The organism is Acinetobacter sp. PK01 (genome assembly GCF_022819285.1).
Lineage (GTDB): Bacteria > Pseudomonadota > Gammaproteobacteria > Pseudomonadales > Moraxellaceae > Acinetobacter > Acinetobacter tandoii.
On the sequence record NZ_CP094643.1, the window covers coordinates 1,032,366 to 1,057,204 of the forward strand.

Here is a 24,839-nt window from a genome sequence, read left to right on the forward strand (position 1 = left end):
AGCATCTGGTAAAATAGCCATGAAAATCATGTATGATATTTTAATCCTATGCTGTGGTGAAAAAATCAATAAAATTGAGTTCTTTAGCCAGTGTAAATTTTAAACTTTTCATTACAAATACGAAGGGCTGTTGATTAGACCCATCATGAGTTTAGAGTATTCTATGCTTGTAAAAACCAATTTTAAAAAGTCGACTTTAACCCTAAGTATGAACTCTATCTTGGAGTTGAATCATACCAATAAAAGTTTGTGTTTGAGCGCTTTTTTAATGTTTTTTGCCCAACATGGCTTCGCTCAAGAGATGAGTGTGGTACAACCTAAAAATGCAGCCACGTCCCATATTGAGCAGGCGGCTAAAGATGAGCTGAATGCACAAATTCAAGCAGAAGCACAGACGCAGAATTTAAGCCAAGCGGAGCAACTAGAAAAAGTTGAAAACTATCAAAATAAGGATTCAGTACCTGATAGTTATGTAATGCTCCAAGATCAAATCCAACAGAATGGTCAAATCGATGCTTTTAAGCCAATTGCCTTTGAAGATTTAGAAGAGCTGCCTGAAACACCCGTCGATCAGGGTATGGCAAATGAAATTTATAAAGTAGCGAACGAAGCAAAGGCTGAGGCAGAAAGATATCGTGCAGGTCAGACTCAAGAAGTAGTAATACGTAATCCGACTCCGCAGGAACTGACCGAAATTAATCAGGCGCCAGTAAATGTCGACCAATTAATGAATCGTATTCAGGCGGACAGCCAAATTGTCGTAGAGGCAAATGAGTCAGGTAAAACATTGCCAGAATTAGGCTTAGTCACGGAACCTGCAGTAGAAGAAAAGGGCTTTTTAAAACGTTGGTATTATAAATTTAGGCCGTCTAAAAATGAGCTGACTTCGACGAAAGTGCCGCGGATTAAAGCTGAAATTGTCATAGTGGATGCAAAAAATACTAATCCAGATTTGCCTGAAAAAGAGTATCAACAAGCACTTTTAAATTTAAAAAATAACGTGGGTGCGAAACTGTCTAGCTTTACGCAGGAATCTTATGGTGATTTTAATGCAGCTTTACCTCAGTTAAGAAGTTTAGCCAATTTAGCTGCTCAGGCCGTAGGATTTTATCATGCTGAATTTCAGTTCCACAAAACCAGCGAAAGTCGTGTCAAAGTTAGCATTAAACCGAATATGCCCGTTTTGGTTAATAGTCAGAACATTGAATTTAGTGGTGGCGGTGCCAATAGTCCGCAGTTCCAAGTCATTAGCGTGTTACCAGACTTAGATATTGGAGATGTATTCAATCACGGGCAGTATGAAAATACAAAAAAACGGATTGTCGATGCTTCTACAAACAACGGTTATTTTGACGCCTATTGGCGTTTGCATGATGTGAAAGTTGCTCAGCCTCAAGACTTGGCTGACATTAATTTGCGGTTTGAAACGGGTGAACGTTATAAGCTTGCTGACGTAGAATTTCGCATGAGTGATCCCGCTAAACCATTCCCGCTGGATATGGATATCTTAAAGATGATGGTGCCATGGGAGGATGGTGCGGATTATGCATTGTGGCGTGTGAATACTTTAGCAAACAATTTAACCAATTCACGCTATTTTAACTATACTTTGGTTGATGCGGTACGTCCTGACCCCGTTGAGTTGCCTTTAGAGCTTCCACCAGATTTGCAAGCCTTAGTTGACCAAGAAAAAATTGCAAGTAGCGATTTGCAAGTTCAAGACCAAAAAGACGTAAATTCTGCGAAGGAAGTAACGCAATCTGTGGTCAACGAAGATCAATTTGCTGGTGCAAATGATAAGGAACTTGGTCCTGATATTAAACAGCAGAGAGCCGCTCAAGAATCTCGTTTAGAAGAAGATGAACGACTGAAAATACAAGCACGTGATGAGAAAAAAGTACCAGTAATTGTTACTTTAAATGCAGACCGTTTAAATAATGCTGAAGTTGGTTTAGGCTGGGGTTCGGATACAGGTGCAAGATTAAGAACGACTTATCGTCGAGCTATTGTGAACTCAAGAGGTCACTCATTTGATGCGAACTTAGAGTTATCACAAATTCGACAAGCGGTGGATACCCGCTATAACATTCCATATAACCATCCATTAAACGATTATATTAGTTTAGTCGGAGGATATGAGCGTGAAGAGCGAGATGGTGTTGCTCAGGGGAATAGTTTAACCATCGAATCTGCGGTTGTCGGGGCGGACCGTATTATTAAGCGTTCCGTGGGCAATTGGCAGCATACATTTGGTTTGCGTTATCGATTAGACCGTCTAAGCCAAAATGGGGTAATTGATGAAAGTGATATTCCTGATGCATTTTTAGCGAGCTCGGATACGGAGCAACAATCGTTGCTGGTAGGTTATGAAGCTTCACGTGTAGATTCAGATAAACGTGTAAATCCAACAAAAGGCTTTCGACAAATTTATAAAGTAGAAGTCGGAAGTGAGGCACTTTTATCTGATGCAAATATGGCAATATTAAATGCAGGCTGGCGATTCATTTATTCCTTGGGTGAAAATAATGACCACCAGTTTATAGGCCGTAGTGACTTGGGCTATATCGTGACTGAAGACTTTAATAAAATTCCTTATAATCTTCGGTATTTTGCGGGTGGAGATCAATCTATTCGTGGTTTTGACTATAAGAGTTTAACACCAGAAGTGGATGGTTATAAAATTGGGGGGCAAGCTTTAGCAGTTGGTTCACTCGAATATAACTATCAATTTAAAGATGGATGGCGTGCAGCATTATTTAGTGACTTTGGTAATGCGTATGATAAAAACTTTAGTAATGATACAGAATATAGCGTTGGTCTAGGCATTCGCTGGGCATCTCCTATTGGGCCTTTACGCATAGATGTTGCATCGGGTATTTCGGATGAAGATCATCCAATTCGCGTGCATTTCTTTATTGGTTCACCACTTTAAAATTTAAACTTAATTTTATACTTGAGAAGGTTATGGCTGAAGTAGAACAGCAAAAACAAGAATTGCCCGAATCACCACTGCCTAAAAAGCGTCGTGTTATGAGGAGTGTCCTTTTAACGCTACTCCTTTTGGTAATTTTGCTTGTATCTGCTTTTGCCATCATGTTTTCGACCGACAAAGGAAGTAAGTTTCTCCTGAATCGCGTGTTGGAACGGCAACATATTATTCATTATGAATATGAAGGTGGTAATCTTTTAAAAGGCATTGTTTTAAAAAATATTTTGGTGACCTTGTCTGCGGTAGATGTGAAGATTGATCGTGCCGAAGTGACTTTAGGGTGGAGGGCTTTGGTTCATAAAGAAGTTCATTTATATAGTGCCGATGTCCGTAATTTGCAGGTCATCACCAAAACGGCACCCAGTAATGAGCCTTTTCAGTTTAAAGAAATTAAGTTGCCATTTACCCTTCGTTTAGATCATGCAGATGTTGATCATTTATTGATTAAAACACATGCAGCATCAGTGAACTTTAAAGATATTCAATTAAATGAAGCATTATGGTCCAACACCAAATTAGAGTTTGAAGACTCTAGTGCGGATATGGGCTATGTAGCCATTAAAAATGCGACTGGAAATATGGATTTTCAGGGTAAATATCCATTACATGCAAAAGCAATAGTGAATATTCCAGCGTTAAATCATAGTCTAAATGTTCGTGATATTCAGGTTGTTGCGAAAGGAAGTTTGGATACGGTTACAGCTGGATTTGCGACTAACACACCTGATTTGCTGTCTGGTTGGGGGGTTGTACATCCCGTTCGTAGTCATGTTCCTATGTTTGGACAATTAAAGTTCGAAAATTATCACTGGCCATTACTGACCGATCAAAAATTATTTACCCAAGCAGGTGTTCTTCGTTATCAAGGGGATATACAACGCCTCAATCTCGGATTATCAACTGATTTAACAGGACAAAATCTTCCAAAAGGTAAATATACTGCTGCTATGCACACGGACTTGGTACATCAATTGAACATTGACCAGTTTAATGGTCAAGTGATGAATGGAACAGTTGATGCCAAGGGTCTGGTCAGTTGGGAAAAGCATGTACATTGGGATGTACAGGGACGTTTAAATAAAATTAACCCAAAAGATAAGTTGATTCCGCAAGTAGTTAAAGATTTCTTACCGCCAAGCCTTGATGCAAAAATTGCTTCGACTGGTCGTTTAGAAAAAGGGTTACATCTGACAGGTTTGGTTGATTTTGATCAATATGAAACTTGGAATTTAAAATTAAATCAGAATGAAGCGAAACCGAAACAGCATCAACCAATGTTACTTGACGTTGCGTGGAGAAATATTGATCGTGCGATGCCTTATATTGGGTGGCTAAAGAGTGATTCAGGCGATGTTCAGCTTCGCTTAATTGAAGGTCAGCAAAATGTGGTGGTTTCTTCGGTGATTAGTCAGCATGAATCAGCCTTACTTCCAGCAGGTCAATATAAGGCGCAACTCAATATTAAGCAAAATATATTAAAAGTGCCAAGTTTTAGTTATGTTGCCAATAAAGGGAGTTTAAGTGGGCAGGCGAATGTCATTTTGCCTACAGAGAAAACGCAATTAAAATGGGATGCTAAGCTTAAGGCTCAAGATTTCAACCCACAAACTGTTGTTACTGCTGCACCAGTCGATTTAGTTAATGGTCAAATACAGGCGAGCGGATATGCAAAACCGAATCAACATATTATTGAGCTTAAAGGAATTAACCTGATTGGGCATTTACCACAACAGGCTCAACAAGAAACTGTACAACTCACAGGTAAAAGTACAGTAGCTGTACTTTTTCATGATGCTAAAGTAGGTGGTGGCTTTAAAAGCTTTGCAGTAAATTACGATGGTGCATTAAAATCGAGCAAAATCCAAGAAAGTACCGGACTGTTAAAAGTTAAAATTTCTGGTACACCTCAGCTACTTAAAATCGATCAACTTCAACATGATGGTATTGCTGGTAAAATTCTTGCACAAGGTAAAGTCGATTTAAGCAAGGGGATAGGTTGGAATATTAATGCTTCATTGGTCCGCTTTAAACCTCAGTATTTCGTCTCTACGGTTCGTGGTGAAATATCAGGTATTGTTCAAACAGAAGGCTTTTGGTCTGATGCACTCAAACGTATCAATATTCAGAAGTTGAATGTAGCAGGCTATATTAATAATAAGCCTGTACGTGGTACGGGTAATTTGGCTTTGGTTTTAAATAACACGCAAAAAGGTTTTTTACCACAGCACTTTGAAGCCAATAATTTGTATATGTCTTATGCAAATAACCAAATTCAAGCCACAGGCAATGCGCAAAATTTAAGACTTAAAATTAATGCACCTGCATTATACGAACTGTATGGCGGCTTAAGAGGTAGAGCTTACGGTTATCTTAATATACAGTCGCAACCGCGTTTACAGGCAACGGCAAATCTTGCAGTTGATGATTTTAGAGTGGGTAATATTCTGAGTATGCAAAAATTGCGCGTACAAGGTCAGTTACCAACTTCTGAAATTACACCAACATTGCTTAAAGCTGAAATGACAAATTTACGAAGTGGCAATAGAGAAATCCAACATGGTGTAGTTTCACTTGCAGGAACGAGAAAAGCACATGTATTAAAGGTCCAAGGCAATAACCGATTTAGTAATTTTTATGTACAGCTTGCTGGTGGGTTTAATGGTAATAACTCATGGTTAGGTCAGATTCAAAAGGGTGACTTTGACTCGGTTCGCGTACGTTTGGTGCAACGTCAGAATGCTTCGGTGGTATTCAATCAAAATACGACAGAATTATTTGTAGGAGCACATTGTTGGGCAAGTCAGCAAAGTGAGTTGTGTTTCGATCAACCCATTCGAATTAGTAAAGCCAAAGGTAATATTTCTTTTCTGACTAAGAACCTTGACTTAAATGACTTTGCTGCATTTATGCCAGAAGGTTTAGCAATTACAGGAAAGGCTAATGGTTATGCGAAAGCAGCTTGGGCACAAGGTAGTAAACCTAAAATCGATGCGCGAATGGTATCGCGTCAAGGCATTATAGGGATTGCTGCTGAGGATCCTCAAGATACGGCATCTTCATTGAGATATGATGAAATTTCGGTGAATGCAAAAAGTGTTACACAAGGCTTGCAGCTTCGTTTAGATGTAAAAGCTCCAGAAATTGGTACGGGTTATACCAATGTAATTATTGATCCTTTCAAACCGAATAAACCTATACAAGGTGAGATTGCGTTTAATGAAGTGCAATTGAAAGTCTTCAAGCCATTTATAAAAGATATACGTACATTAAGTGGAACGCTTTCTTTTGCGGGGAAAGTGGGTGGTGAACTTATGGCACCACGCTTAACGGGTGAAATGCGTTTGAAAGATGGCGTAATCAGTATGATTTCGCTACCAGTTAATTTGACTAATGTACAAGTCTACTCTTCCATTCGTGATGACCATGCCATTATTAATGGAGCATTTAACAGTGGTCAGGGGGTTGGTTTACTTACAGGAAATGTAGACTGGAAAAATGAGCCACGTATTCAATTACATTTAAAAGGCAATAATCTATTAATTCGCCAAGCTCCACTGATCACTGCACTTGTTACACCTGATTTTAGTCTGGATGTTATGCCTTTTCAGAAAAAATTAGTATTAAAAGGTGAGGTTGACGTACCACGTGCTTTAATTTCGATGCCTGAATCTTCTGCCCCAGTGGTAGATGTCTCTTCTGATGTTCGAATTGTACAAGAAGGTCAAGATCAGTTGGCAATCTTAAAGTCAGCACGTCCTTGGGATATTAAGGCAGATGTGATGATTAATTTAGGCAAACAAGTTGTATTCCAAGGTTTTAATAGTCGGATTCCATTGGCTGGGCGCTTATATTTATCACAACGCGGCCTTGAAACAGCCATGCGTGCGAATGGTGCGATAGGCGTAAGTCAGAAAGTTAAAATCGAGGCCTATGGACAAAGTCTTGATTTAAATCGTGCAATTGCACGTTTCAATGGCCCTTTGTCAAATCCAACTTTGGATGTCGATACCAATAAAATCATACAAGGAACCATCGTTGGAGTACGTGTTACGGGTACTGCAAGTAATCCAAATATTCAAGTTTACAATGATGGTAGTTTGACTGAACAAGAAGCCATGAATGCATTGATTACAGGGCGTATCGATGAGGGTGCAAATAATATTAATCAGACTGAAACATTTAAGTCAGATGTAAATAACACCATCGCGGCAGCAGGAATTAGTATGGGTTTAGGGGGAACACGTGCCTTTACCAATCAATTGGGGCAATCCTTTGGTTTAAGTGGACTAGCATTAGATGCTCAAGGTACGGGGGATGATACTCAAGTGAGTGTAACGGGATATATCACACCAGATCTGTATATTCGTTATGGAGTTGGGGTGTTTACGCCAGTAAACAAATTAACGTTACGCTATCAAATCAATCAAAAATTATATTTGGAAGCAAGTCAGTCTGTTGATCGCGCTGTAGATTTCTTCTATAACTGGCGTTTCTAAGTCACGGAAATCATATTCTTTTGTAGCATATTATTTATGATCGTGTTGTTTGGGATTTAACCAGTGTTAAGGAATGCTGATCGTAGACTGTTAAGTAATTTCAGATTAAAAATACAAAGGTTTAACTTGTAGATTTAGTCTGAAATGACACTTAACAGGTCTATTGTTATCGTATTTATTGGGAACTATCTCCGCCGTTATGAGTTGGATGTTGAGATCCGGTTGTTGAATGTTCTGCAGTGTTTGTTGGTTTTTGGGCGACTTTTGGTTCGCGGTTAGGCATATAGTCTGGATCGCTTGACATCGCTAAATATAGAAAAGAAAAAAAGATGGTTGTGATAATTCCAACAATAACAATAAATTTCCAACCCAAAACGGTTGATTCGGTGTCGTTAGAAGAAGAGGTTTTCATGGAAAGCCCAAATGGGAAAAAGGTTATGTATAACACAAAGCTAGTGCTAGGTGATAACTAGTTGAAAATTAATTTATGCCTTAAATTTGAATTAATGCTAAAATTTTGAACTATTTAGAGTATGTTTTATTAGACAGTAAACAGGTAAATTGTATAATTGGCTACATTATTTAATTATGAATTATATATGAAAAATTTTTCTCGAGCCGTTCAGCTCATTGATTTTAATGTGAAAGGAGATGATAGAGGGTCATTGATTTCACTTGAAAGAAATATAAGCATCCCTTTTGATATTCAACGAGTCTATTACATTTTTGACACGAAGACGGATGTTAAAAGAGGATTTCATGCTCATAGAAACTTAAAACAAGTTTTAGTTTGTGTGAATGGATCGTGTCAAATTTTAATCGACAATGGGAAAGAAAAAACCACCGTATTATTAGACTCACCCAATCAAGGTTTATATTTGGAAGGCTTAATTTGGCGTGAAATGTTCGCTTTTTCAGAAAACTGCGTGCTTATGGTGCTGGCAAGTGAGCTCTACGATGAAAGTGATTATATTCGTAATTATGAAGACTTTATAAAAGAGTGCCAATAGTGAACTACTTTATTCATCCTTTATCTGATGTTCAGAGTAAAGCAATTGGTGACGGGACAAGAATTTGGCAATTTGCTGTAATACTACCGCAAGCCATAATTGGTCGAAATTGTAATATTTGCTCTCATTGTTTAATTGAAAATCGAGTGGTAATTGGCGATAACGTTACAGTAAAATCGGGCGTTCAATTATGGGATGGTCTAACGATTGGTAATGACGTTTTTATTGGTCCTAATGTGACTTTTACAAATGATAGATATCCAATTAGCGGTAATAAACATTATGAGCAGTTAGATACACTAGTTCACAATAATGTCTCAATTGGTGGTGGTGCCACAATTTTGCCAGGAATTGTAATAGGAGCTTATGCCGTTGTTGGGGCAGGAGCTGTCGTAACTAAAGATGTGCCTGAATATGCTACTGTTGTAGGAAATCCTGCAAAAATTCTTAAAATTTCAAAGCCTAGTGACGAAACATGAATATTCCATTTTTAGATTTAAAAGCTGCATATTTAGAATTAAAAGCAGAAATTGATGAAGCAATTTTAAGAGTGACAAATAGTGGCTATTATGTTTTAGGCCCTGAAGTCGAGCAGTTTGAGAAAGATTTTGCAGAATATTGTGGAGCAAACTATTGTATTGGTGTCGCTAATGGCCTTGATGCATTGACGCTCTCATTAAGAGCAATGGGTGTAACTCAGGGGGATGAGGTAATTGTTCCATCTAACACTTATATTGCAACTTTATTAGCAGTTAGTCAGTGTGGTGCTATACCAGTTCCAGTAGAATTCAACGAGTTAACTTACAACATTAATCCTGAATTAATTGAATCAGCAATTACAGATAAAACAAAAGTCATTATTCCTGTGCACTTATATGGGCAGCCTGTTGATTTAGATCCAATTTTAGAAATTGCTGAAAAATATGGTTTAAAAGTTTTAGAAGATGCTGCTCAAGCACATGGTTCTACCTATAAGGGGAAAAAAATTGGTGGTCATGGTCATGCTGTAGCATGGAGTTTTTATCCAGGTAAGAATTTGGGTGCTTTAGGTGATGGTGGTGCAATTACAACTAATGATAAAGTTCTTGCTGACCAATTACGTACTCTTCGAAATTATGGCTCTGCACAAAAATATATAAATATTGAGAAAGGGTATAACAGTCGCCTAGATCCAATTCAAGCGGCTATTTTAGGTGTGAAATTAAAACATTTGAATCAATGGAATGCGCGTCGACAAAAAATTGCCGAAATGTACTTTTTAGGACTTTCGGGTACAAATTTTATTCTTCCTGAGATTATCCCAGAGGCAAATTCTGCGTGGCACTTATTTGTAATTAGATCTAAACAGAGAGACAAGTTACAAGACTATTTACAAGCGCATGGTATTCAAAGTCTGATTCATTACCCTATCCCACCACATGCTCAGTGTGCTTATGAGACTGAATTATCACATTTGAAGGGTAAGCTTCTACTAACTGAAAACGTTTCTAATGAAATATTGAGCTTGCCAATTGGTCCTCATCTAAGTGAGGAATCAGTTTCTTATATTATTGGTGTATTAAAAGGGTTCTCATGAATAGCACTAATCAAGAGTTTGTGAGAAAAGCGCCCTCGGTAACAGTTTTTTTATTTGCTTATAATCAAGCCGAATATATTAAACAAGCTTGTGAAAGCATCCTAGCGCAAGACTATTCACCATTAGAAATTATTTTTTCTGATGATTGTTCAAGTGATGATACTTTTAAGATAATGACTGAAGTTGCAGAGCAATATTCGGGGCCGCATAAGGTAAAACTTAATAAAAATGAGCATAACATTGGATTAATTCCGCACATTAACCTAGCGAACAAATTAGCTGCTGGAGAGTTATTAGTTGCAGCCGCAGGAGATGATATTTCTGAGCCGAATAGGGTTACTGAAATTGTCACTGCTTATTGCAAGTCAACGAATCAGCCTACATCGATTTACTCAGATGTTCTGGAAATGTCACCCTCTGGTGAACTTGGCAAGGTTAGTCTTCCACCAGTAGAAAAGCATGGTAGAGCTGTAGAAAAATGTGCTGTTAGTTCAGCTTTAATTTGTGGTGCTTCACATGCTTGGCATAAAAGCTTATTTGAAAAATTTGGTGAGATTACCGAGCTTAAAGCTTATGAAGATTTAGTGCTTGCATATCGTAGTTCAATACTGAAAGGACTGGTTTATATAAATAAACCCCTTGTGAAGTATCGTTTAGGTGTGGGTATATCCGAGTCCGGAAAGTATGATAATAAAGCTAAAGCCGACTCTGAACTTCGTAAAAAAATGCAGATAAGAGAAGTGAACATTATGCTTCCAGTATTATCCCAAAGACTTATAGATAGTAAAACAGCGCAGGTAGATCCAATCATTATTAAACTTATTGAAGACAGAATGAATAAGTATGAGCTTGTAAAGCAAATGCTGTTAGATCAGAAATCGTTTTTAGATTTATTCAGCCAAGCAAAAAAAACATCTATCCTCCCTTTCTTTTTCAAATCATTGTTAAGAAAGTTACGTGGGAAAAATTTTTAAATCTTATAGATAAAATAATGCTCGATTTAGGATCGAGCTTTTTTATGTAGAGTAGATTTATTATTAAAAAAATTTCCCATTTTAATATAGTATTAAAATGAGGGGACTAGTTATCTATTTTCAAAAGATTATAGATACTTTTAGTTCAGTATTGGAATCTATGATGTGAAAATATCTTATATGCGATTTTGGTAACTTATGATTTATGCAAAAAATATATTATAACTTCGCTGAATTATGATAATAAAAGTATGTTTGAATGGAGTCTATCAAAATTATTTCTCAATAAAATGATCACTCGAAAAGTGACCATTGTTATCTACTTATTTATAACTAATGAATGATCAACTTTAGATCGTGTTGCTTTTTTTCTTAGGAAGGGACTCTCAATAAATTTGTATGTAAAAATTGATAACAACACAACAAAACTGAAGATAATTGGAAATAAAAGATAATAGGAGTGCAAAGAAATATTATTGAAGTCTATAACATTTAGAATAGAAAAGAAAAAGTACAAAACGGCACCATGAATAAGATAGATACTATAGCTAACTTCTCCAAGTATCCGTAAACCATTGTGATAGAGTACACCAAAGAAATTATAACCATTTGCAATAAATCCAAAAATGATCGCTAGAGGAATCATTTGTGAAAATGTATAAGGATCTGTAAAGAATAAAGAAAACAAACTTAATGTTATTACAATTACATTGGTTGTATGAGGGGACTCACACATAAATTTTTTAAATTGTTGCTTCAGTTTAATTGCGGGGATAGAAAGAACAAATAGGGCATAATAATAGTGAGACTTTTCCTTTAAAATATAGAAAAATAAGGCTGCAATAATGATAATGGACAAAGTTAAGGGAATTTTTTTGTGATAAACACAATAAATAATTGGAAGACTAAAGTAAAACTTCCATTCATACGCCAATGTCCAACTTACACCTGCTATGATGAGACCACTTTCAAATCCTTCAAAGCTTCCACCCTTGAAAAGAAGCCAGTCACTGACCCATTTCAATAAAGCCCCAAAAATAGCACTATTGATCTCAACATTAAGTAAAGTAATAACAAAAATGAAGATGAAAGCTGCTATATAAAGAGGGTAGATCCGCTTTATTCGAGATAGATAAAGTTGCTTCCAATTGATATCCACTTGCATCATTTTATTAATAAAAAGATAACCAGTAATGAGGAAGAAGAGCGAAACGGCAGTTCCTCCGAAATTATTGATTAAAATAAATTCAGGTTTTTTCCATTCACCCACAGTTTTCCATACATAAGTGATGTAGAAATGATGAGCAAGTACAGAAAGAGCAAGAATCCCACGTAAACCGTCCAGTGGAGAAGCACGCTGAATGATTTCACTCGGTAAAAATTGAGCTCTTTTTAAGAGAATAGCGGCAAGCCCGATACACAAAACTAGGACTAGAAAAAGATATAAGGCATCAATTGGAAAAAATTGCATAATGATGTTGATGAAAAGATTACGTGGGCATTTTATGTATGCTTTTCTTATATTTCCACATGATTTTAATTTTTGAATATATTAAATCCTAGGTTTACTGCTTTATAGGCTGTTTCATTTACTATGTGGATCATTTTAGAACTCAGCATCTTCAAATTTGGGTTAATAAGTTAAAGTTAAGAACAGAACCTCGAAAGAGTATCTTTAGGGCATTATTTTTAAAAATATAGCTTCCACTATGATCTTTATATTTTAATGAGCTTCGAAAAAGTATTTCCATCGTACTTAAGGTGGTTTGCCTGGATCAAGAAAACCTATAGATAACAGCCACTAGATACCTAAAACCAATTAAACCATATGAAAAGTAGGTGTATAGTAATTGGACTTGCTAATTTTGAGCGATAATCACCATGCCAATCAAATTTGTACTGCGTTTTGCAGCGATTTTATTTTCAGTTTTAATCTTGGCGGCAATAGCTATTAAATTTCTCTTTAATCCGCACTATACCGTGATTTTTTGGATTTTTGCGGTACCTTTTATTTTGGGTGTCCCAATTTTAGCTTCGGTAGTTTTAGCGAAAAATGAAGAACTTGATATTCATTCAGTGAATTAAAGTTGGCATATAAAATAAGTCTTAAGTAAAAAGTCCTTCGATTGATGGGCTTTTTTTTAATTGATATTTTGCAAAACTCGCACAGTTTATTTTCAATATCTTTGCTATGTTAATCTTTTATTTAAAGAAATATCCTTTATGAAAAAAAATATGATGTTTGGGTTGATCATGGTGATTCTGTCGGGTTGTAGTACAGTGCAAAAGACAGAAACTGGAAAAACGAACATTGGGATGGCGAATCCAGCAAGCACTTTTTGTGTTGAACAAGATGGTAAATTGGAAATTAGAAAAGAAGCCAATGGTGAGGTTGGGTATTGTCATTTACTGAATGGGCAAATTGTAGAAGAATGGCAATTTTTCCGTGAGAATCAGGCAAAATGTGTACCTGAACAAGCAGCAACTTTGGTTGGGCAGAGTGGCTTGACTGAGGCGCAAATTAAACAAAAAACCAATGCCCAAACTGTGCGCTTAGTACAGCCAGGTCAACCTGTGACGATGGATTATCGCGAGGACCGGGTAACTGTAACTATTAATCCTAAAGATAATAAAGTAGTTCAAGCAAATTGCGGTTAATTGATCGAGTAAAAAAGCCCTAATTAGGGCTTTTTTAATATTCAAAGCCAGTAATGGTTCATCATTTCAAAAAGTTTGACTATCATAGTGCGCAAAATTGGAGAGTATGCATGAAAAAAAATTATTTTTTAGCTATTGTGGCAGCATTAGCAGGATGTTCTGAAAAGAAGCCATTAACTCCTGAAGAACAATGGCACGGCTACTGTACCAGTATGGGGAATGCTGCACGTTCAATTATGCTTGATCGTCAAAGTGCTATTGAAAAAAATAAGGCGATTGAGCACGCCAACAAAATTGATGATGAATTTACCAAAAAATTCATTCTGGACATTATTGAACAAGTGTACGCAATGCCTGAAACGCAAATTAAACAAGATAAAGATGCAGCACGTGAGCAAATTAAGACGCAAATTACTGAGAAATGTTTGGTCACCCCACACGATAAATTGCCAGAGTATAAGCAGTTCTAACTTGCTCATTACGGTTAAAATTTAAATAAAAGCCTTGTGGAAAGATACATAAGGCTTTTATTTACTAGATTTTTAAGTGGAATGATTTGATATTTAAGGTCATTGAAATAGCCTAAGCATATTTTAAATATATGATTTGATAGGGTTGTAGATATAGAAAACAGTCCATTTTTAAACAATAATAAAGACAGAACAATAACAAGCAGAAGGAGTGAGATATGGAAGTAGCTGGATATTTAAATCAAGCTGATTTACTTTTACAGGACGAAACACATTGTATGATCATATCTGGGAGTCATTATGTGCTGAGTCTTGGCGATAGAGTTTATATACAACACTCAATAGACACGGATCTGAAGCTCTATGCTGTAAAAATCTCTTTTGCCAGTGCGCAACACATGATGTTGCATGAAGATGAAATTCAGATCAAATTTGAAGGTGATGAATCAGGATTGGCTGAATATTTAAAGGACACGACTGTCCACTAAGGTTGAATATTTATCTGTAGTAAAAAAAGGCAACATAGGTTGCCTTTTTTGTTTTTGAATGGCAGTTCAAAGTTAATGTGAAAAAAGCCCAAATGATCTGACTATATTGCTGTTTTTATATGCAATTGATATGAGCATCATTTAGTTAGAAAATAATGGGCATCACGAAGAAACACTTGTAGCGCATTAACTTTTAACTGGAATTTTAGTAAAATCAAGCAGTCCATATTATTTGCGTAGCTTTGTTTAAAGCAGGAATGCGTAAATAATTTTTTAAAAAAGAGGAATAACACCGTGCTAGAAGCTTACCGCCAACACGTTGCAGAACGTGCCGCACTCGGAGTCCCACCGAAGCCACTTGATGATGCTCAAACAGCTGAATTAGTTGAATTATTAAAAAACCCACCAGCTGGCGAAGAAGCATTTTTAGTTGATTTACTAGAAAACCGTGTTCCAGCGGGTGTTGACCAAGCTGCATACGTTAAAGCTGCTTTCTTAGCTGCTTTGGCTAAGGGCGAAGCGACTTCTCCACTAGTTTCTAAAGAACGTGCGGTTTACTTACTAGGTACTATGCTTGGTGGTTATAACGTAGCACCTCTAGTTGAGCTTTTAGACAATGCAGAATTGGCTAGCTTAGCTGCTGAAGCATTAAAGAAAACTCTTCTTGTATTTGATGCATTCCATGACGTTGCTGACAAAGCGAAAGCGGGTAACGAAAATGCGAAAGCAGTTCTTCAATCTTGGGCTGATGCTGAATGGTTCACTAGCCGTAAAGATGTTCCAGAAGAAATTAAACTTACTGTATTCAAAGTAACTGGTGAAACAAACACTGATGACTTGTCTCCAGCTCAAGACGCTTGGAGCCGTCCAGATATCCCATTACACGCGAATGCGATGTTGAAAAACGTACGTGATGGAATCAACCCAGAAGTTCCTGGTGAAGTTGGCCCACTTAACCAAATTAAAGAACTCATCGCTAAAGGCAACCAAGTTGCTTACGTGGGTGACGTTGTTGGTACAGGTTCTTCTCGTAAGTCTGCAACTAACTCTGTACTTTGGTTCTTCGGTGACGAAATCGCGCACATTCCGAACAAAAAAGACGGTGGTTACTGCTTAGGTTCTAAAATCGCTCCGATTTTCTTCAACACTATGGAAGACGCTGGTGCGTTACCTGTAGAGATTGACGTTGCGAACATGAACATGGGTGACGAAATTGTTCTTAAAATAGATCACTCAGCGGCTAAAGTAACTGCGTTCAAAAACGGCGAACAAATTGCTGAATCTGAACTTAAAACTCCAGTTCTTCTAGACGAAGTACGTGCCGGCGGCCGTATTAACTTGATCGTGGGTCGTGGTTTGACTGCTAAAGCGCGTGAAGCTTTAGGTCTTGCTCCATCTACTTTATTCCGTACTCCTGTACAACCTGCTGCAACTGGTAAAGGTTTCACTTTAGCTCAGAAGATGGTTGGTCGTGCATGTGGTCTTCCAGAAGGTCAAGGTGTAATTCCTGGTACTTACTGTGAACCTAAGATGACTACAGTGGGTTCTCAAGATACAACTGGTCCTATGACTCGTGACGAGTTAAAAGACTTAGCTTGCTTGGGCTTCTCTGCTGACCTAGTTATGCAGTCTTTCTGTCACACTGCTGCTTATCCAAAGCCAGTTGACGTACAAATGCAACATACGCTTCCTGACTTCATCATGAACCGTGGTGGTGTTTCTTTACGTCCAGGTGACGGTATTATCCACTCTTGGTTAAACCGTATGCTTCTTCCAGATACAGTAGGTACTGGTGGTGACTCGCATACTCGTTTCCCAATTGGTATTTCATTCCCAGCAGGTTCTGGCCTTGTAGCGTTCGCTGCAGCAACTGGTGTTATGCCACTTGACATGCCAGAGTCAGTTCTTGTGAAGTTTAAAGGTAAAATGCAGCCTGGTATCACTTTACGTGACCTTGTACATGCAATCCCTTACTATGCAATCAAGGAAGGCGATCTTACTGTTGAGAAAAAAGGTAAGAAAAATATCTTCTCTGGTCGTATCTTAGAAATCGACTTGTCAGAAATGGAAACTGATTTGACTGTTGAACAAGCATTCGAACTTTCTGACGCTTCTGCTGAACGTTCTGCTGCTGGTTGTGCAATCACACTTTCTGAAGAGAAAGTTGCTGAGTACCTACGTTCTAACATCACAATGCTTAAGTGGATGATTTCACAAGGCTATGGCGATGCGCGTACGATGGCTCGCCGTGTTGAAAACATGGAAAAATGGTTGGCTAACCCATCACTTCTTAAAGCTGATGCTGATGCTGAATACACGAAAGTGTATGAAATCGACCTTGCTGACATCAAAGAACCTATCCTTTGCTGCCCGAACGATCCAGATGATGCAAAACTTCTTTCTGACGTTCAAGGCGACAAAATTGATGAAGTATTCATCGGTTCTTGTATGACGAACATTGGTCACTTCCGTGCTGCTGGTCAGTTACTTGAGAAAGTACCAAGCGGTTCATTAACAACTCGTTTATGGTTGGCTCCACCAACACGTATGGACGAACACCAGTTAATGGAAGAAGGCTTCTATAACACTTATGGCCGTGCTGGTGCACGTACTGAAATGCCTGGTTGTTCATTATGTATGGGTAACCAAGCACGTGTTGCGCCGAACACAACGGTTGTATCGACTTCTACACGTAACTTCCCTAACCGTTTAGGTCAAGGTTCTAACGTTTACTTGGCGTCTGCTGAGCTTGCATCTGTTGCTGCTGTACTTGGTAAATTACCAACTCCAGAAGAATACCAACAATATGCAGCTCAAATTGACAGTATGTCTGCTGACATCTACAAATATTTGAATTTCGACCAAATGGGCGAATATACAAATGCTGCGGATAAGGTAGATACTAAGAAAATTGCTGCTGCTCAGTTAACTTAATTAATTGATAATTAAGTTTTAATGAGTTAAAAATAAGGGCTGATTAATCAGCCCTTATTATTTAAAATAAATACTAAGTAATTTTATTTAGAATCAGTCATTATTTTATATAGTCACTTATATATTGAGGCTAATCGGTCTACTCTACCTAATTTTTAAATGAAGAAAAATGAAGTCTGTGAAAAATATACTTAGCATTGCTATGATGGTTATTAGCTTTATAACAGTTATACATGCGGAAGAACAAATATCTTTTGATCTGGCTGGTACGTTAGAAAAGGCAAAAAACAATAACAAGCAAGGGCTCTATGATTTGGCTGTACTAAAGCAAAATGGTATGTATGGAGTTGAAAAAGATTTAAAGGGAGCTATTGAATTATATAAACGGGCATCGGCATTAGGGCATCGTTCTGCAAATCATAATTTAGGACTAATCTATTATAAAGGTGAAGGTGTTGCTGTTAATTATCCTGAGGCTGCCAAATGGTTTTCGATTGCAGCTGACCGAAAAGTTGAAGACTCTCAGCGTAATTTGTTGAGAATGTATTATTTAAAAGAAGTACCAAGAAATGAAAAAAAAGTTGAAGAAATTCTCATAGATTTAGCTGAAAAAGGGCAACAAAAAGATATCGAGAGTTTAGCAGACTATTATTATATCGATTTAGATAATATGATTTTGGCTGAGCAACCAACACTATTGCTAGCAGAAAAAGAAGTATTGAAATATCAATCAAGGATTGCAATGATATATCTTAAAAGCAATATTCAAAACCCTGATTATGTTAAAGCATATAATTGGTTTTTAAAGGCGGCAGGTAGAGGGGATTATAAGTCTAAAATTGGCTTAGCTTCACTCTATTATGGTGGGTTAGGTGTTGAAAAGAACCAAGCTGAGTCATTAAAATGGTTTAAGTCGGCATGTAGACAAAATCCTGTTGAAACCTTCAAGATTTTCAAAGAAATTGCATCTAAAAATGACTTTCAAATACCAGAATGTGAGTGATACAGTCATTAAGAAACCGTAGCCTACGACTAGAATCGAAGTAATATTGATATTAGGTAAGTTGTTTTTTTAGATAAAGAGAATGCAATAAAAATATATACAGTTTAGCTAATAAATCGTTTAATTACCTCATTATTTAGTAAGATTAAAAGTAGATCTAAGCAAATGCCTAAACAATCCCGCTTCCTCTGTATTGGTGGATTTCTTAACGGTTCTGCCGTAAAAGACCAAGGTGACAGCTTTGTATGTGTCGAAAATGGCAAACAAGTCACTTACCGAAAAATGGAAATTTTCCACCAAGACTCATGGGATCATGACTACTATGTCTGTGAAACGGCCACAGACAAACAGGCGCGAAATTGGGTTTATGATATTAAGCCTGATTAATGAACCTGATTAGTGTAAATCCAATAAATAGAGTTGTAGCTTAGTCTCTTGAAAATACAGACGTTAAAAAGCCCCTTGATGGGGCTTTTTAATACTGAATTATCTTACCAATAACCCAACATCTTCCACCAAATTCCACCTAAGACTATAAAAATAACCATATTAATAATGCTCATGGCAAAACCTGCTTTCCACCATTCACCAAGTGTTGTATAACCCGAACCATAAATAATAGGGGATGTACCCGTCGCATAATGGGTCAGTGTCATCATAATGCTTGATGCTGCTGCCATAATCAGTGCAAAGAACATTGGAGGAGCACCTAATGCGATACCTGCAATGTAGAATGCTGAAAACATAGCGGTAATATGTGCAGTAGTACTGGCAAAAATGTAATGGGCGTACATATAAGCAAATAGTAAAAGCATGGAAGCTGGAACCCAGGTTAAGCCAAGCTGCCCAATGCTCGTTTGTAAAACATCAGAAAACCAAGCGATTAAGCCAAGCTTATTTAAAAAGGTGGCCATCATCACCAGTGCAGCGAACCATGTTACGGTATCCCATGCACTTTTTTGAGTTAAGACATCATCCCAAGTCAAAACACCACTAAGTAATAAAAGAGATAAACCAATAAATGCGGTTGTGGTGGGGTCTAATGTCCACATATCACCCAACAGCATTGCGGGAATACCCGCCCAGAGTAAGAGTAAAATTCCAAACACAGCAAGCATGATCATTTCGTGTAAGGTAACGGGGCCCATTTCCTTTAAACGCTCTTTGGCAAACTGAGCGGCATTGGGTGTTTTTTTAATTTCAGGCGGGTACATAAAGTAAAGTGCAATTGGCATTAACGCCAAAGCCACAATACCGGGTAACACCATGGCTAATGCCCATGTCGTCCAACTCAGCTGAATCTGGCTATTGGTGGCTTTTGCTACAAGCTCAACAACTAATGGATTCGGTGCGGTAGCGGTAATAAACATCGCCGAAGTGATGGGGTTTGAGTGATAATTGACCAAAGCCAAATATTTACCAATTTTTCCTTCTGTACCTTTTTCAGGGTCGGAGTCAAAACTCGTTGCAATAGAGCGTACAATGGGATGGATAATTCCGCCACCACGAGCAGTATTACTTGGGGTCACTGGGGCAAGGATGAGTTCAGATAACGCGAGACTGTAGCCAATACCGATGGTTCTTTTGCCCCAAACTGCAATAAAGTAATATCCAAGTCGAGCACCTAAGCCTGTTTTTTGTAATCCTTTTGAGATCATGATGGAGATACCAATTAACCAGATCAGTGGATTGGCAAAACCACTTAATGCGTCCTTGATGGCATCACTTGGGTTATCGTTGGTTACTCGGGTAATCGCAACAAGTGCAATAGCAATAATTGAAATTGCCCCAATTGGCATGGCTTTACCAATAATGGCAGCAATCACCCCGATGAACATGGCAAATAGAAGCCAAGCATTTGCAGAGACATCGTGTGGGACTGGGATGAAAAACCAAATAATAAGGGTAAGTGATACTGAAATTATGGTTGGTATGAGTTTAAACCCCATTGAAGTGCACTCCAAAAATATAGTTATTATGTGAATAAATAATGAACATTGATTATGTTGAAGTCTAGTGTGAGTAACATATTCCCAATAAAAGATTGATTTTAATTTTGCCTAATCAGTCTTTGACGTCAATAACACCATGATGCTACTCAATTCATTTTTTCTTTATAGTTGTTATATACATTTACTATGAATTTATCGTTTCAAATAGACAATAAAAAGCCCTGCTTTCGCAGGGCTAGTCGTATAGATATTTCTATACTCATATAAGGCTCATCTCATACTGCGCCTATTAAAACATAGATCTACATAAATTGCAGTAAAAGAGTTTTCGATTATTCAATCAACATTAAATCAGATGTGGTGGCAGACTTAAGCGGGCGTAAGGCAAAAGTAGAGCGCGTATGACGTATACCTTTAATTGAATAGAGTTTTTTTCTTAAAAACCGTTCATAGTGTTCAGCATTTTTCACTGCTACTTTGACTAAATAATCATAATCACCCGTCACTAAATGCGCTTCAATCACTTCAGGAATATCTGCTAAGGTTTGGCTGAATTGCTCCAAAATTTCATCATCATGTCGTTCTAAGGTGATTTCGATGAAAAATAATTCATTAATGCCAATTGCCTTCGGATTGATGTTGGCTGTATAGCCATCAATAATTTTTAGAGTTTCTAAACGTTTTAAGCGTGTCCAACACGGAGAGGAGGAAAGTCCTACTTCATCTGCGAGTTGTGCGACGGTCAATCTGCCATTTTGTCTTAAAGCAGATAAAATCTTTCGATCAATTTTATCTAGCATGTATTCTGTGCTGCTCAAAACTTACTCCACAGAAGAATCTTCTTTAAAATATAAATATACTTCATTCTTATGCTGAAATTTAAATAAATTCCTTCAAATACAGTAAACATTTGTGCAAGTTAATGATTAGACTAGAGATATAAATTATCACTGAATGGGTTAAAGGTGATAATTGAACCATTAGCACCTTTAGGGAAGGGTGACTTAAAGGTGCTAATGGTTCGTTTTTATAACTTACGATGCCATCAGATATTCAAACAATCAGTGAAAATGATCTAAAACTAAAAAATGATTGATAAAAATGCTTAAATTTTTTATGGGTTATTTTATTAAAATTTAAAAGATTTAGACTCATTGGGTTAAAGTTGTATTTTACTTGCATCTTATTGATTTTGCTGAATACACAATTCTGTAATCTATTGATTTAAAATATGAATAATCACCCTTTAATAAAGCATATGAGCCTTAAGTACCTAGTTTAGGGGATGTCGGACAGAATCATCTCGTATTAGAATGATCAGGTCTATTCAACTCGGACGGAGTTATGAATATTTCCGAAACAATAACAGATTATAAGAAGCTATTACCTGAACATCAGAACCAATATCTAGAACAACTTTTAGCATTTGACCGTATTATTTTTCCAGATACCTGTAAGCAAGAATTGCATGATTTTATGCATGATTCAGATGCGATCTCTGTACAAGTTGTAGAGTATTTTGATGGTGTTCGTTTAATTGGGTATAACAGTATTCTGATATTAAAACTGACTATTCGAGATAAGAATATTTTTGTGGTGAATTCACGTGGGTCATTCTTACCGAATTATCAACGTGGCAATAAAACTGTGAATTCAGTGATTAAAGTCGCTGTACAGCACAGCATTAAACATCCGCTGATTCCATTATGGTTTGTCGTGACGATGATGCAGCCGAAAGCCTATGCCTTGCTTGCATCGTGTGCACAAAATTTTTACCCGAGAACAGATGTAGATACGCCACAGGATTATCTGGACGTACTTAAATTGGTTGCGGTACGTAAACCAGATGTACAAAAACGTCGTGAAGATATTTATGTGCATCCAAGAGTAATTCCAGAAACGACTTTAGATGAGTCGATTCATATGCATGATCAGGCGAATCAGCATATTGATTTCTTCATGCAGCACACACCAGATTTTTTTGATGGGATGGGGATGATGTGTGTCAGTAAATTGAATACTAAAATGTTAACCGAAGCCGCAATTTTAAATGCGATAGAACGCGCAGCGAGTTAATAGATGTGAGCATATTCTACTTATGCTCACATCTGTTTTTTACCTGTGAATGATGCTGAAATTTGCATACTCACTGATTTGATCAGCTGTAAGGCTATCAAGTGCATCTAAGAAAGCCACATTAAATGAACCTACAGTTTGTGCTGTTTGGTATGCTAATTGTCCTGCGACAGCAAAATGTACATGTGCGGACAAAGTGGCAATTGTAACATCGGTTACAGCACAATAAGCTGCAATTAAAGCACCAAGCGCACAACCTGTTGCAGTCACCCTTGGTTGTAGAAAGCAACCGCCATTGACTTGAATGACGCTGTTTAATTCTTTAGAGAGAATAAAGTCAGATTCACCTGAAATTGCAATACACTCAGCATGGTCTAACAAAGTCCAAGCTTGTATATAAACTTCTGCACTATCTAGCGTGCTATCTACCCCTTTACCTGTCACTTGATTGCCTGCTAATCCACTCATTTCCGAAGCATTCCCTCGGATTACAGAGGGTTGATATTGCAACAGCTCATTGGTCATTTCTGAGCGCCAAGATAAAATATTGCCATAACCCACAGGGTCAAGTACCCAAGGAACGGAAGCTTGCTGTGCTGTATTGGCAGAAATTTGCATTGCTTGCATTTGTTCCGTTGTTGGTGTACCTAAATTAATACTGAGTGCGCTACTAATCCGAGTGAAATTTTCTGCTTCGAATGGGTTATCAATCATAGCGGGCGAAGCACCACAGGCAAGTAGTACGTTGGCTACATAATTGGCAGCGACACTATTGGTAATACATTGCACTAGAGGTTGAGTTGCACGGAGTTGGGTATGCGCTTCAACAATTTTCTGTAGTAATGGTGCAGTTTGATCCACTAGATTATCCTGAAGGTCAAATATTGGCTGGTTTGAAAGTGTAGACATGATGTTCACCATTCACTGTGTGAAATAGTGGTCCTGATGCTTACAATGTCGACAAAATAAAGATACGTATTCTTCGGCATCATAGTCAACGGCTAAGTCGTTGGAACCACAATACATACAGCGTTTGACTGAATAGAAATTTAAACGCGGTTCAATTTTCTTCCACGAACGCCAGACAGGTTGAAAGAAAATCCGTTCATCATAACCGAGAAATTTAAAAAATAGGATTTCACTCATTTTACTGAGCGGCATAGTGGGTAAACGAGGAAGTGTAGATGTTTCCCATTTTTCTGTGAGAGATCGTTCCCGATACTGCTGAACAGTTTTTTTGAGTAAGTTGGTATTGATGAAGTTCTCATTGCGTGGCTTTAGTGCTTTTTGTTCATATAAATATTCCAATGCAGTTTGGATGAGATAATAAATCTGACCTACCGCGAGAGTATCCATTAAACGATAACAAAAAGTTTGAAAGCTCTGATTTCCCGCAATTTGAACCCCCCAAGATTTGCAGTAATATTGCATGAACTGGACGATTTCTTGATATAAGATCAAATACAGGGTGTTTTTAACTTCTTCAGCATCTTTAAATGGGATGCCGAGTTTTAAATTTTCGTAAAACCAATGTCTGAGTTGTTGGGTAATACTGAATAAACTTGGCTCTGTATAACCTTCTAGACGGACATTGACATAATATTCATGCGCTTCTTCTGCAAAGTCTTTGGCAATTAAAATTTGGTCTTTTAAAAGTTGCTTGAGCAAGGTACTTTGAAAATAATAATTGGGGGTAATGGGTTGATATTTAATTTTTTCCCAATGAATAAATTCGTCATGTGCTGAATATTCCTGAATCTGATTATCCAGAATACTGAGTAAAAACAGTTTGTGTAGAAAGCTAAGTTGGCGCAGTTCTAGCTCTACAATCTCTTTTTTCTTGAGTTTACGTTGTTCTTGCAGTCGCGTTTCTTGAAGTAATTTTTTACGTTTTGAAGCACAACTGTCACAGTGACACGTGAATTTATCCGACTGAAATACCCGATGCGCACAGTGACTACATTCATGGAATTGCACATCTTGATCATATTGTTCGGCTTCTACCCAATACATTGCTGCCTGACAAAGCGGACAAGTTGTGCTTTCATCCAGTTGTTTTTGCAGAATTTGGAGCAGCATGGTTAGTCATCGAATAATTGAATCAGTGCTTAAGATTATACACCGTTTAGGTGTTGTTAAGAGTTGAACTGTTAAGCATTTGTGCAAAGCTTTGCTGATGTTTTGCAAATAAAAAGAGCTACTGCTTCGAGTAG

20 protein-coding genes are annotated in these 24,839 nt (G+C 37.5%); 14 read left to right on the forward strand and 6 right to left on the reverse strand.

What is annotated here, in order from left to right:
* Positions 1 to 163 precede the first annotated feature (163 nt).
* A complete protein-coding gene (locus MP622_RS04955; protein WP_151505003.1) occupies positions 164 to 2,932 on the forward strand; it encodes a BamA/TamA family outer membrane protein in 2,769 nt (922 codons plus the stop codon).
* Between the two features lie 32 nt (positions 2,933 to 2,964).
* Entirely contained in the window at positions 2,965 to 7,485 is a 4,521-nt protein-coding gene (locus tag MP622_RS04960) for a translocation/assembly module TamB domain-containing protein (protein WP_243792820.1), read from the forward strand.
* Positions 7,486 to 7,660: 175 nt separating this feature from the next.
* On the opposite strand, the gene MP622_RS04965 is transcribed toward MP622_RS04960, so the two are convergent.
* On the reverse strand, positions 7,661 to 7,897 hold the full coding sequence (locus MP622_RS04965) for a hypothetical protein (protein WP_016166373.1): 237 nt from the start codon (positions 7,895 to 7,897) through the stop codon (positions 7,661 to 7,663).
* Positions 7,898 to 8,084: 187 nt separating this feature from the next.
* On the opposite strand from MP622_RS04965, the gene MP622_RS04970 reads away from it, so the two are divergent.
* The 4 genes from MP622_RS04970 to MP622_RS04990 are packed head-to-tail and all read left to right on the forward strand — an operon-like array spanning position 8,085 to position 11,045.
* Entirely contained in the window at positions 8,085 to 8,495 is a 411-nt protein-coding gene (locus tag MP622_RS04970; protein ID WP_016166372.1) for an FdtA/QdtA family cupin domain-containing protein, read from the forward strand.
* The gene (locus tag MP622_RS17385) at positions 8,495 to 8,974 is read left to right on the forward strand and encodes an acyltransferase (protein WP_016166371.1); all 480 of its coding nucleotides are present in this window, start codon (positions 8,495 to 8,497) and stop codon (positions 8,972 to 8,974) included. The genes MP622_RS04970 and MP622_RS17385 overlap by 1 nt, the downstream gene beginning before the upstream one ends.
* The gene (locus MP622_RS04985; protein ID WP_243792821.1) at positions 8,971 to 10,071 is read left to right on the forward strand and encodes a DegT/DnrJ/EryC1/StrS family aminotransferase; all 1,101 of its coding nucleotides are present in this window, start codon (positions 8,971 to 8,973) and stop codon (positions 10,069 to 10,071) included. Before MP622_RS17385 ends, MP622_RS04985 begins: the two co-directional genes overlap by 4 nt.
* Entirely contained in the window at positions 10,068 to 11,045 is a 978-nt protein-coding gene (locus MP622_RS04990; protein WP_243792823.1) for a glycosyltransferase, read from the forward strand. Before MP622_RS04985 ends, MP622_RS04990 begins: the two co-directional genes overlap by 4 nt.
* A 319-nt stretch (positions 11,046 to 11,364) precedes the next feature.
* Here the strand turns inward: MP622_RS04990 and MP622_RS04995 are convergent, their stop codons facing one another.
* Positions 11,365 to 12,516, reverse strand: a complete 1,152-nt coding sequence (locus MP622_RS04995; protein WP_243792824.1) for an acyltransferase — start codon at positions 12,514 to 12,516, stop codon at positions 11,365 to 11,367.
* A 410-nt stretch (positions 12,517 to 12,926) separates the two neighbouring features.
* On the opposite strand from MP622_RS04995, the gene MP622_RS05000 reads away from it, so the two are divergent.
* The 7 genes from MP622_RS05000 (at position 12,927) to MP622_RS05030 (ending at position 18,985) form a co-directional block, all read left to right on the forward strand.
* Complete coding sequence (locus MP622_RS05000; RefSeq protein ID WP_016166367.1) at positions 12,927 to 13,130, forward strand: hypothetical protein; 204 nt, start codon at positions 12,927 to 12,929, stop codon at positions 13,128 to 13,130.
* Between the two features lie 138 nt (positions 13,131 to 13,268).
* Positions 13,269 to 13,703 carry an I78 family peptidase inhibitor gene (locus MP622_RS05005; RefSeq protein ID WP_243792826.1) on the forward strand — a complete coding sequence of 145 codons (435 nt, stop codon included), beginning with the start codon at positions 13,269 to 13,271 and terminating at the stop codon, positions 13,701 to 13,703.
* 110 nt (positions 13,704 to 13,813) lie between these two features.
* Positions 13,814 to 14,173, forward strand: a complete 360-nt coding sequence (locus MP622_RS05010; RefSeq protein ID WP_243792827.1) for a hypothetical protein — start codon at positions 13,814 to 13,816, stop codon at positions 14,171 to 14,173.
* A gap of 218 nt (positions 14,174 to 14,391) precedes the next feature.
* Positions 14,392 to 14,661: a hypothetical protein gene (locus MP622_RS05015; protein ID WP_243792828.1), complete on the forward strand. Its 270-nt coding sequence runs from the start codon at positions 14,392 to 14,394 to the stop codon at positions 14,659 to 14,661.
* 294 nt (positions 14,662 to 14,955) lie between these two features.
* Entirely contained in the window at positions 14,956 to 17,595 is a 2,640-nt protein-coding gene (locus MP622_RS05020) for a bifunctional aconitate hydratase 2/2-methylisocitrate dehydratase (protein WP_044740404.1), read from the forward strand.
* Positions 17,596 to 17,764: 169 nt separating this feature from the next.
* Positions 17,765 to 18,598, forward strand: a complete 834-nt coding sequence (locus MP622_RS05025; protein WP_243792829.1) for a tetratricopeptide repeat protein — start codon at positions 17,765 to 17,767, stop codon at positions 18,596 to 18,598.
* Between the two features lie 165 nt (positions 18,599 to 18,763).
* Positions 18,764 to 18,985 carry a hypothetical protein gene (locus MP622_RS05030; protein WP_016166361.1) on the forward strand — a complete coding sequence of 74 codons (222 nt, stop codon included), beginning with the start codon at positions 18,764 to 18,766 and terminating at the stop codon, positions 18,983 to 18,985.
* A gap of 104 nt (positions 18,986 to 19,089) precedes the next feature.
* Here MP622_RS05030 and MP622_RS05035 read toward each other — a convergent pair whose 3' ends face one another.
* Both MP622_RS05035 and MP622_RS05040 read right to left on the reverse strand, forming a co-directional pair.
* Positions 19,090 to 20,547, reverse strand: a complete 1,458-nt coding sequence (locus tag MP622_RS05035; RefSeq protein WP_016166360.1) for a DASS family sodium-coupled anion symporter — start codon at positions 20,545 to 20,547, stop codon at positions 19,090 to 19,092.
* 335 nt (positions 20,548 to 20,882) lie between these two features.
* Positions 20,883 to 21,368 (reverse strand): Lrp/AsnC family transcriptional regulator, encoded by a 486-nt coding sequence (locus tag MP622_RS05040; RefSeq protein ID WP_151504952.1) that lies wholly within the window; start codon positions 21,366 to 21,368, stop codon positions 20,883 to 20,885.
* A 526-nt stretch (positions 21,369 to 21,894) separates the two neighbouring features.
* On the opposite strand from MP622_RS05040, the gene MP622_RS05045 reads away from it, so the two are divergent.
* Positions 21,895 to 22,626: a hypothetical protein gene (locus tag MP622_RS05045; RefSeq protein ID WP_016166358.1), complete on the forward strand. Its 732-nt coding sequence runs from the start codon at positions 21,895 to 21,897 to the stop codon at positions 22,624 to 22,626.
* A gap of 39 nt (positions 22,627 to 22,665) precedes the next feature.
* Here the strand turns inward: MP622_RS05045 and thiM are convergent, their stop codons facing one another.
* Both thiM and MP622_RS05055 read right to left on the reverse strand, forming a co-directional pair.
* Positions 22,666 to 23,487, reverse strand: a complete 822-nt coding sequence (thiM, locus tag MP622_RS05050) for a hydroxyethylthiazole kinase (RefSeq protein ID WP_228155371.1) — start codon at positions 23,485 to 23,487, stop codon at positions 22,666 to 22,668.
* Between the two features lie 60 nt (positions 23,488 to 23,547).
* The gene (locus tag MP622_RS05055) at positions 23,548 to 24,705 is read right to left on the reverse strand and encodes a hypothetical protein (RefSeq protein ID WP_243792830.1); all 1,158 of its coding nucleotides are present in this window, start codon (positions 24,703 to 24,705) and stop codon (positions 23,548 to 23,550) included.
* Between the last annotated feature and the right edge of the window lie 134 nt (positions 24,706 to 24,839).

Bases quoted from the DNA above. Each gene is read 5' to 3' on its own strand.
- MP622_RS04970 (WP_016166372.1), top strand. From the start codon at position 8,085: ATGAAAAATTTTTCTCGAGCCGTTCAGCTCATTGATTTTAATGTGAAA.
- MP622_RS05025 (WP_243792829.1), top strand. From the start codon at position 17,765: ATGAAGTCTGTGAAAAATATACTTAGCATTGCTATGATGGTTATTAGC.
- MP622_RS04995 (WP_243792824.1), bottom strand. From the start codon at position 12,516: ATGCAATTTTTTCCAATTGATGCCTTATATCTTTTTCTAGTCCTAGTT.
- MP622_RS05000 (WP_016166367.1), top strand. From the start codon at position 12,927: ATGCCAATCAAATTTGTACTGCGTTTTGCAGCGATTTTATTTTCAGTT.
- MP622_RS05035 (WP_016166360.1), bottom strand. From the start codon at position 20,547: ATGGGGTTTAAACTCATACCAACCATAATTTCAGTATCACTTACCCTT.
- MP622_RS05015 (WP_243792828.1), top strand. From the start codon at position 14,392: ATGGAAGTAGCTGGATATTTAAATCAAGCTGATTTACTTTTACAGGAC.
- MP622_RS05030 (WP_016166361.1), top strand. From the start codon at position 18,764: ATGCCTAAACAATCCCGCTTCCTCTGTATTGGTGGATTTCTTAACGGT.
- MP622_RS04985 (WP_243792821.1), top strand. From the start codon at position 8,971: ATGAATATTCCATTTTTAGATTTAAAAGCTGCATATTTAGAATTAAAA.
- MP622_RS05045 (WP_016166358.1), top strand. From the start codon at position 21,895: ATGAATATTTCCGAAACAATAACAGATTATAAGAAGCTATTACCTGAA.
- MP622_RS05055 (WP_243792830.1), bottom strand. From the start codon at position 24,705: ATGCTGCTCCAAATTCTGCAAAAACAACTGGATGAAAGCACAACTTGT.
- MP622_RS04955 (WP_151505003.1), top strand. From the start codon at position 164: ATGCTTGTAAAAACCAATTTTAAAAAGTCGACTTTAACCCTAAGTATG.
- MP622_RS04965 (WP_016166373.1), bottom strand. From the start codon at position 7,897: ATGAAAACCTCTTCTTCTAACGACACCGAATCAACCGTTTTGGGTTGG.
- MP622_RS05005 (WP_243792826.1), top strand. From the start codon at position 13,269: ATGAAAAAAAATATGATGTTTGGGTTGATCATGGTGATTCTGTCGGGT.
- MP622_RS05010 (WP_243792827.1), top strand. From the start codon at position 13,814: ATGAAAAAAAATTATTTTTTAGCTATTGTGGCAGCATTAGCAGGATGT.
- MP622_RS04990 (WP_243792823.1), top strand. From the start codon at position 10,068: ATGAATAGCACTAATCAAGAGTTTGTGAGAAAAGCGCCCTCGGTAACA.
- MP622_RS04960 (WP_243792820.1), top strand. From the start codon at position 2,965: ATGGCTGAAGTAGAACAGCAAAAACAAGAATTGCCCGAATCACCACTG.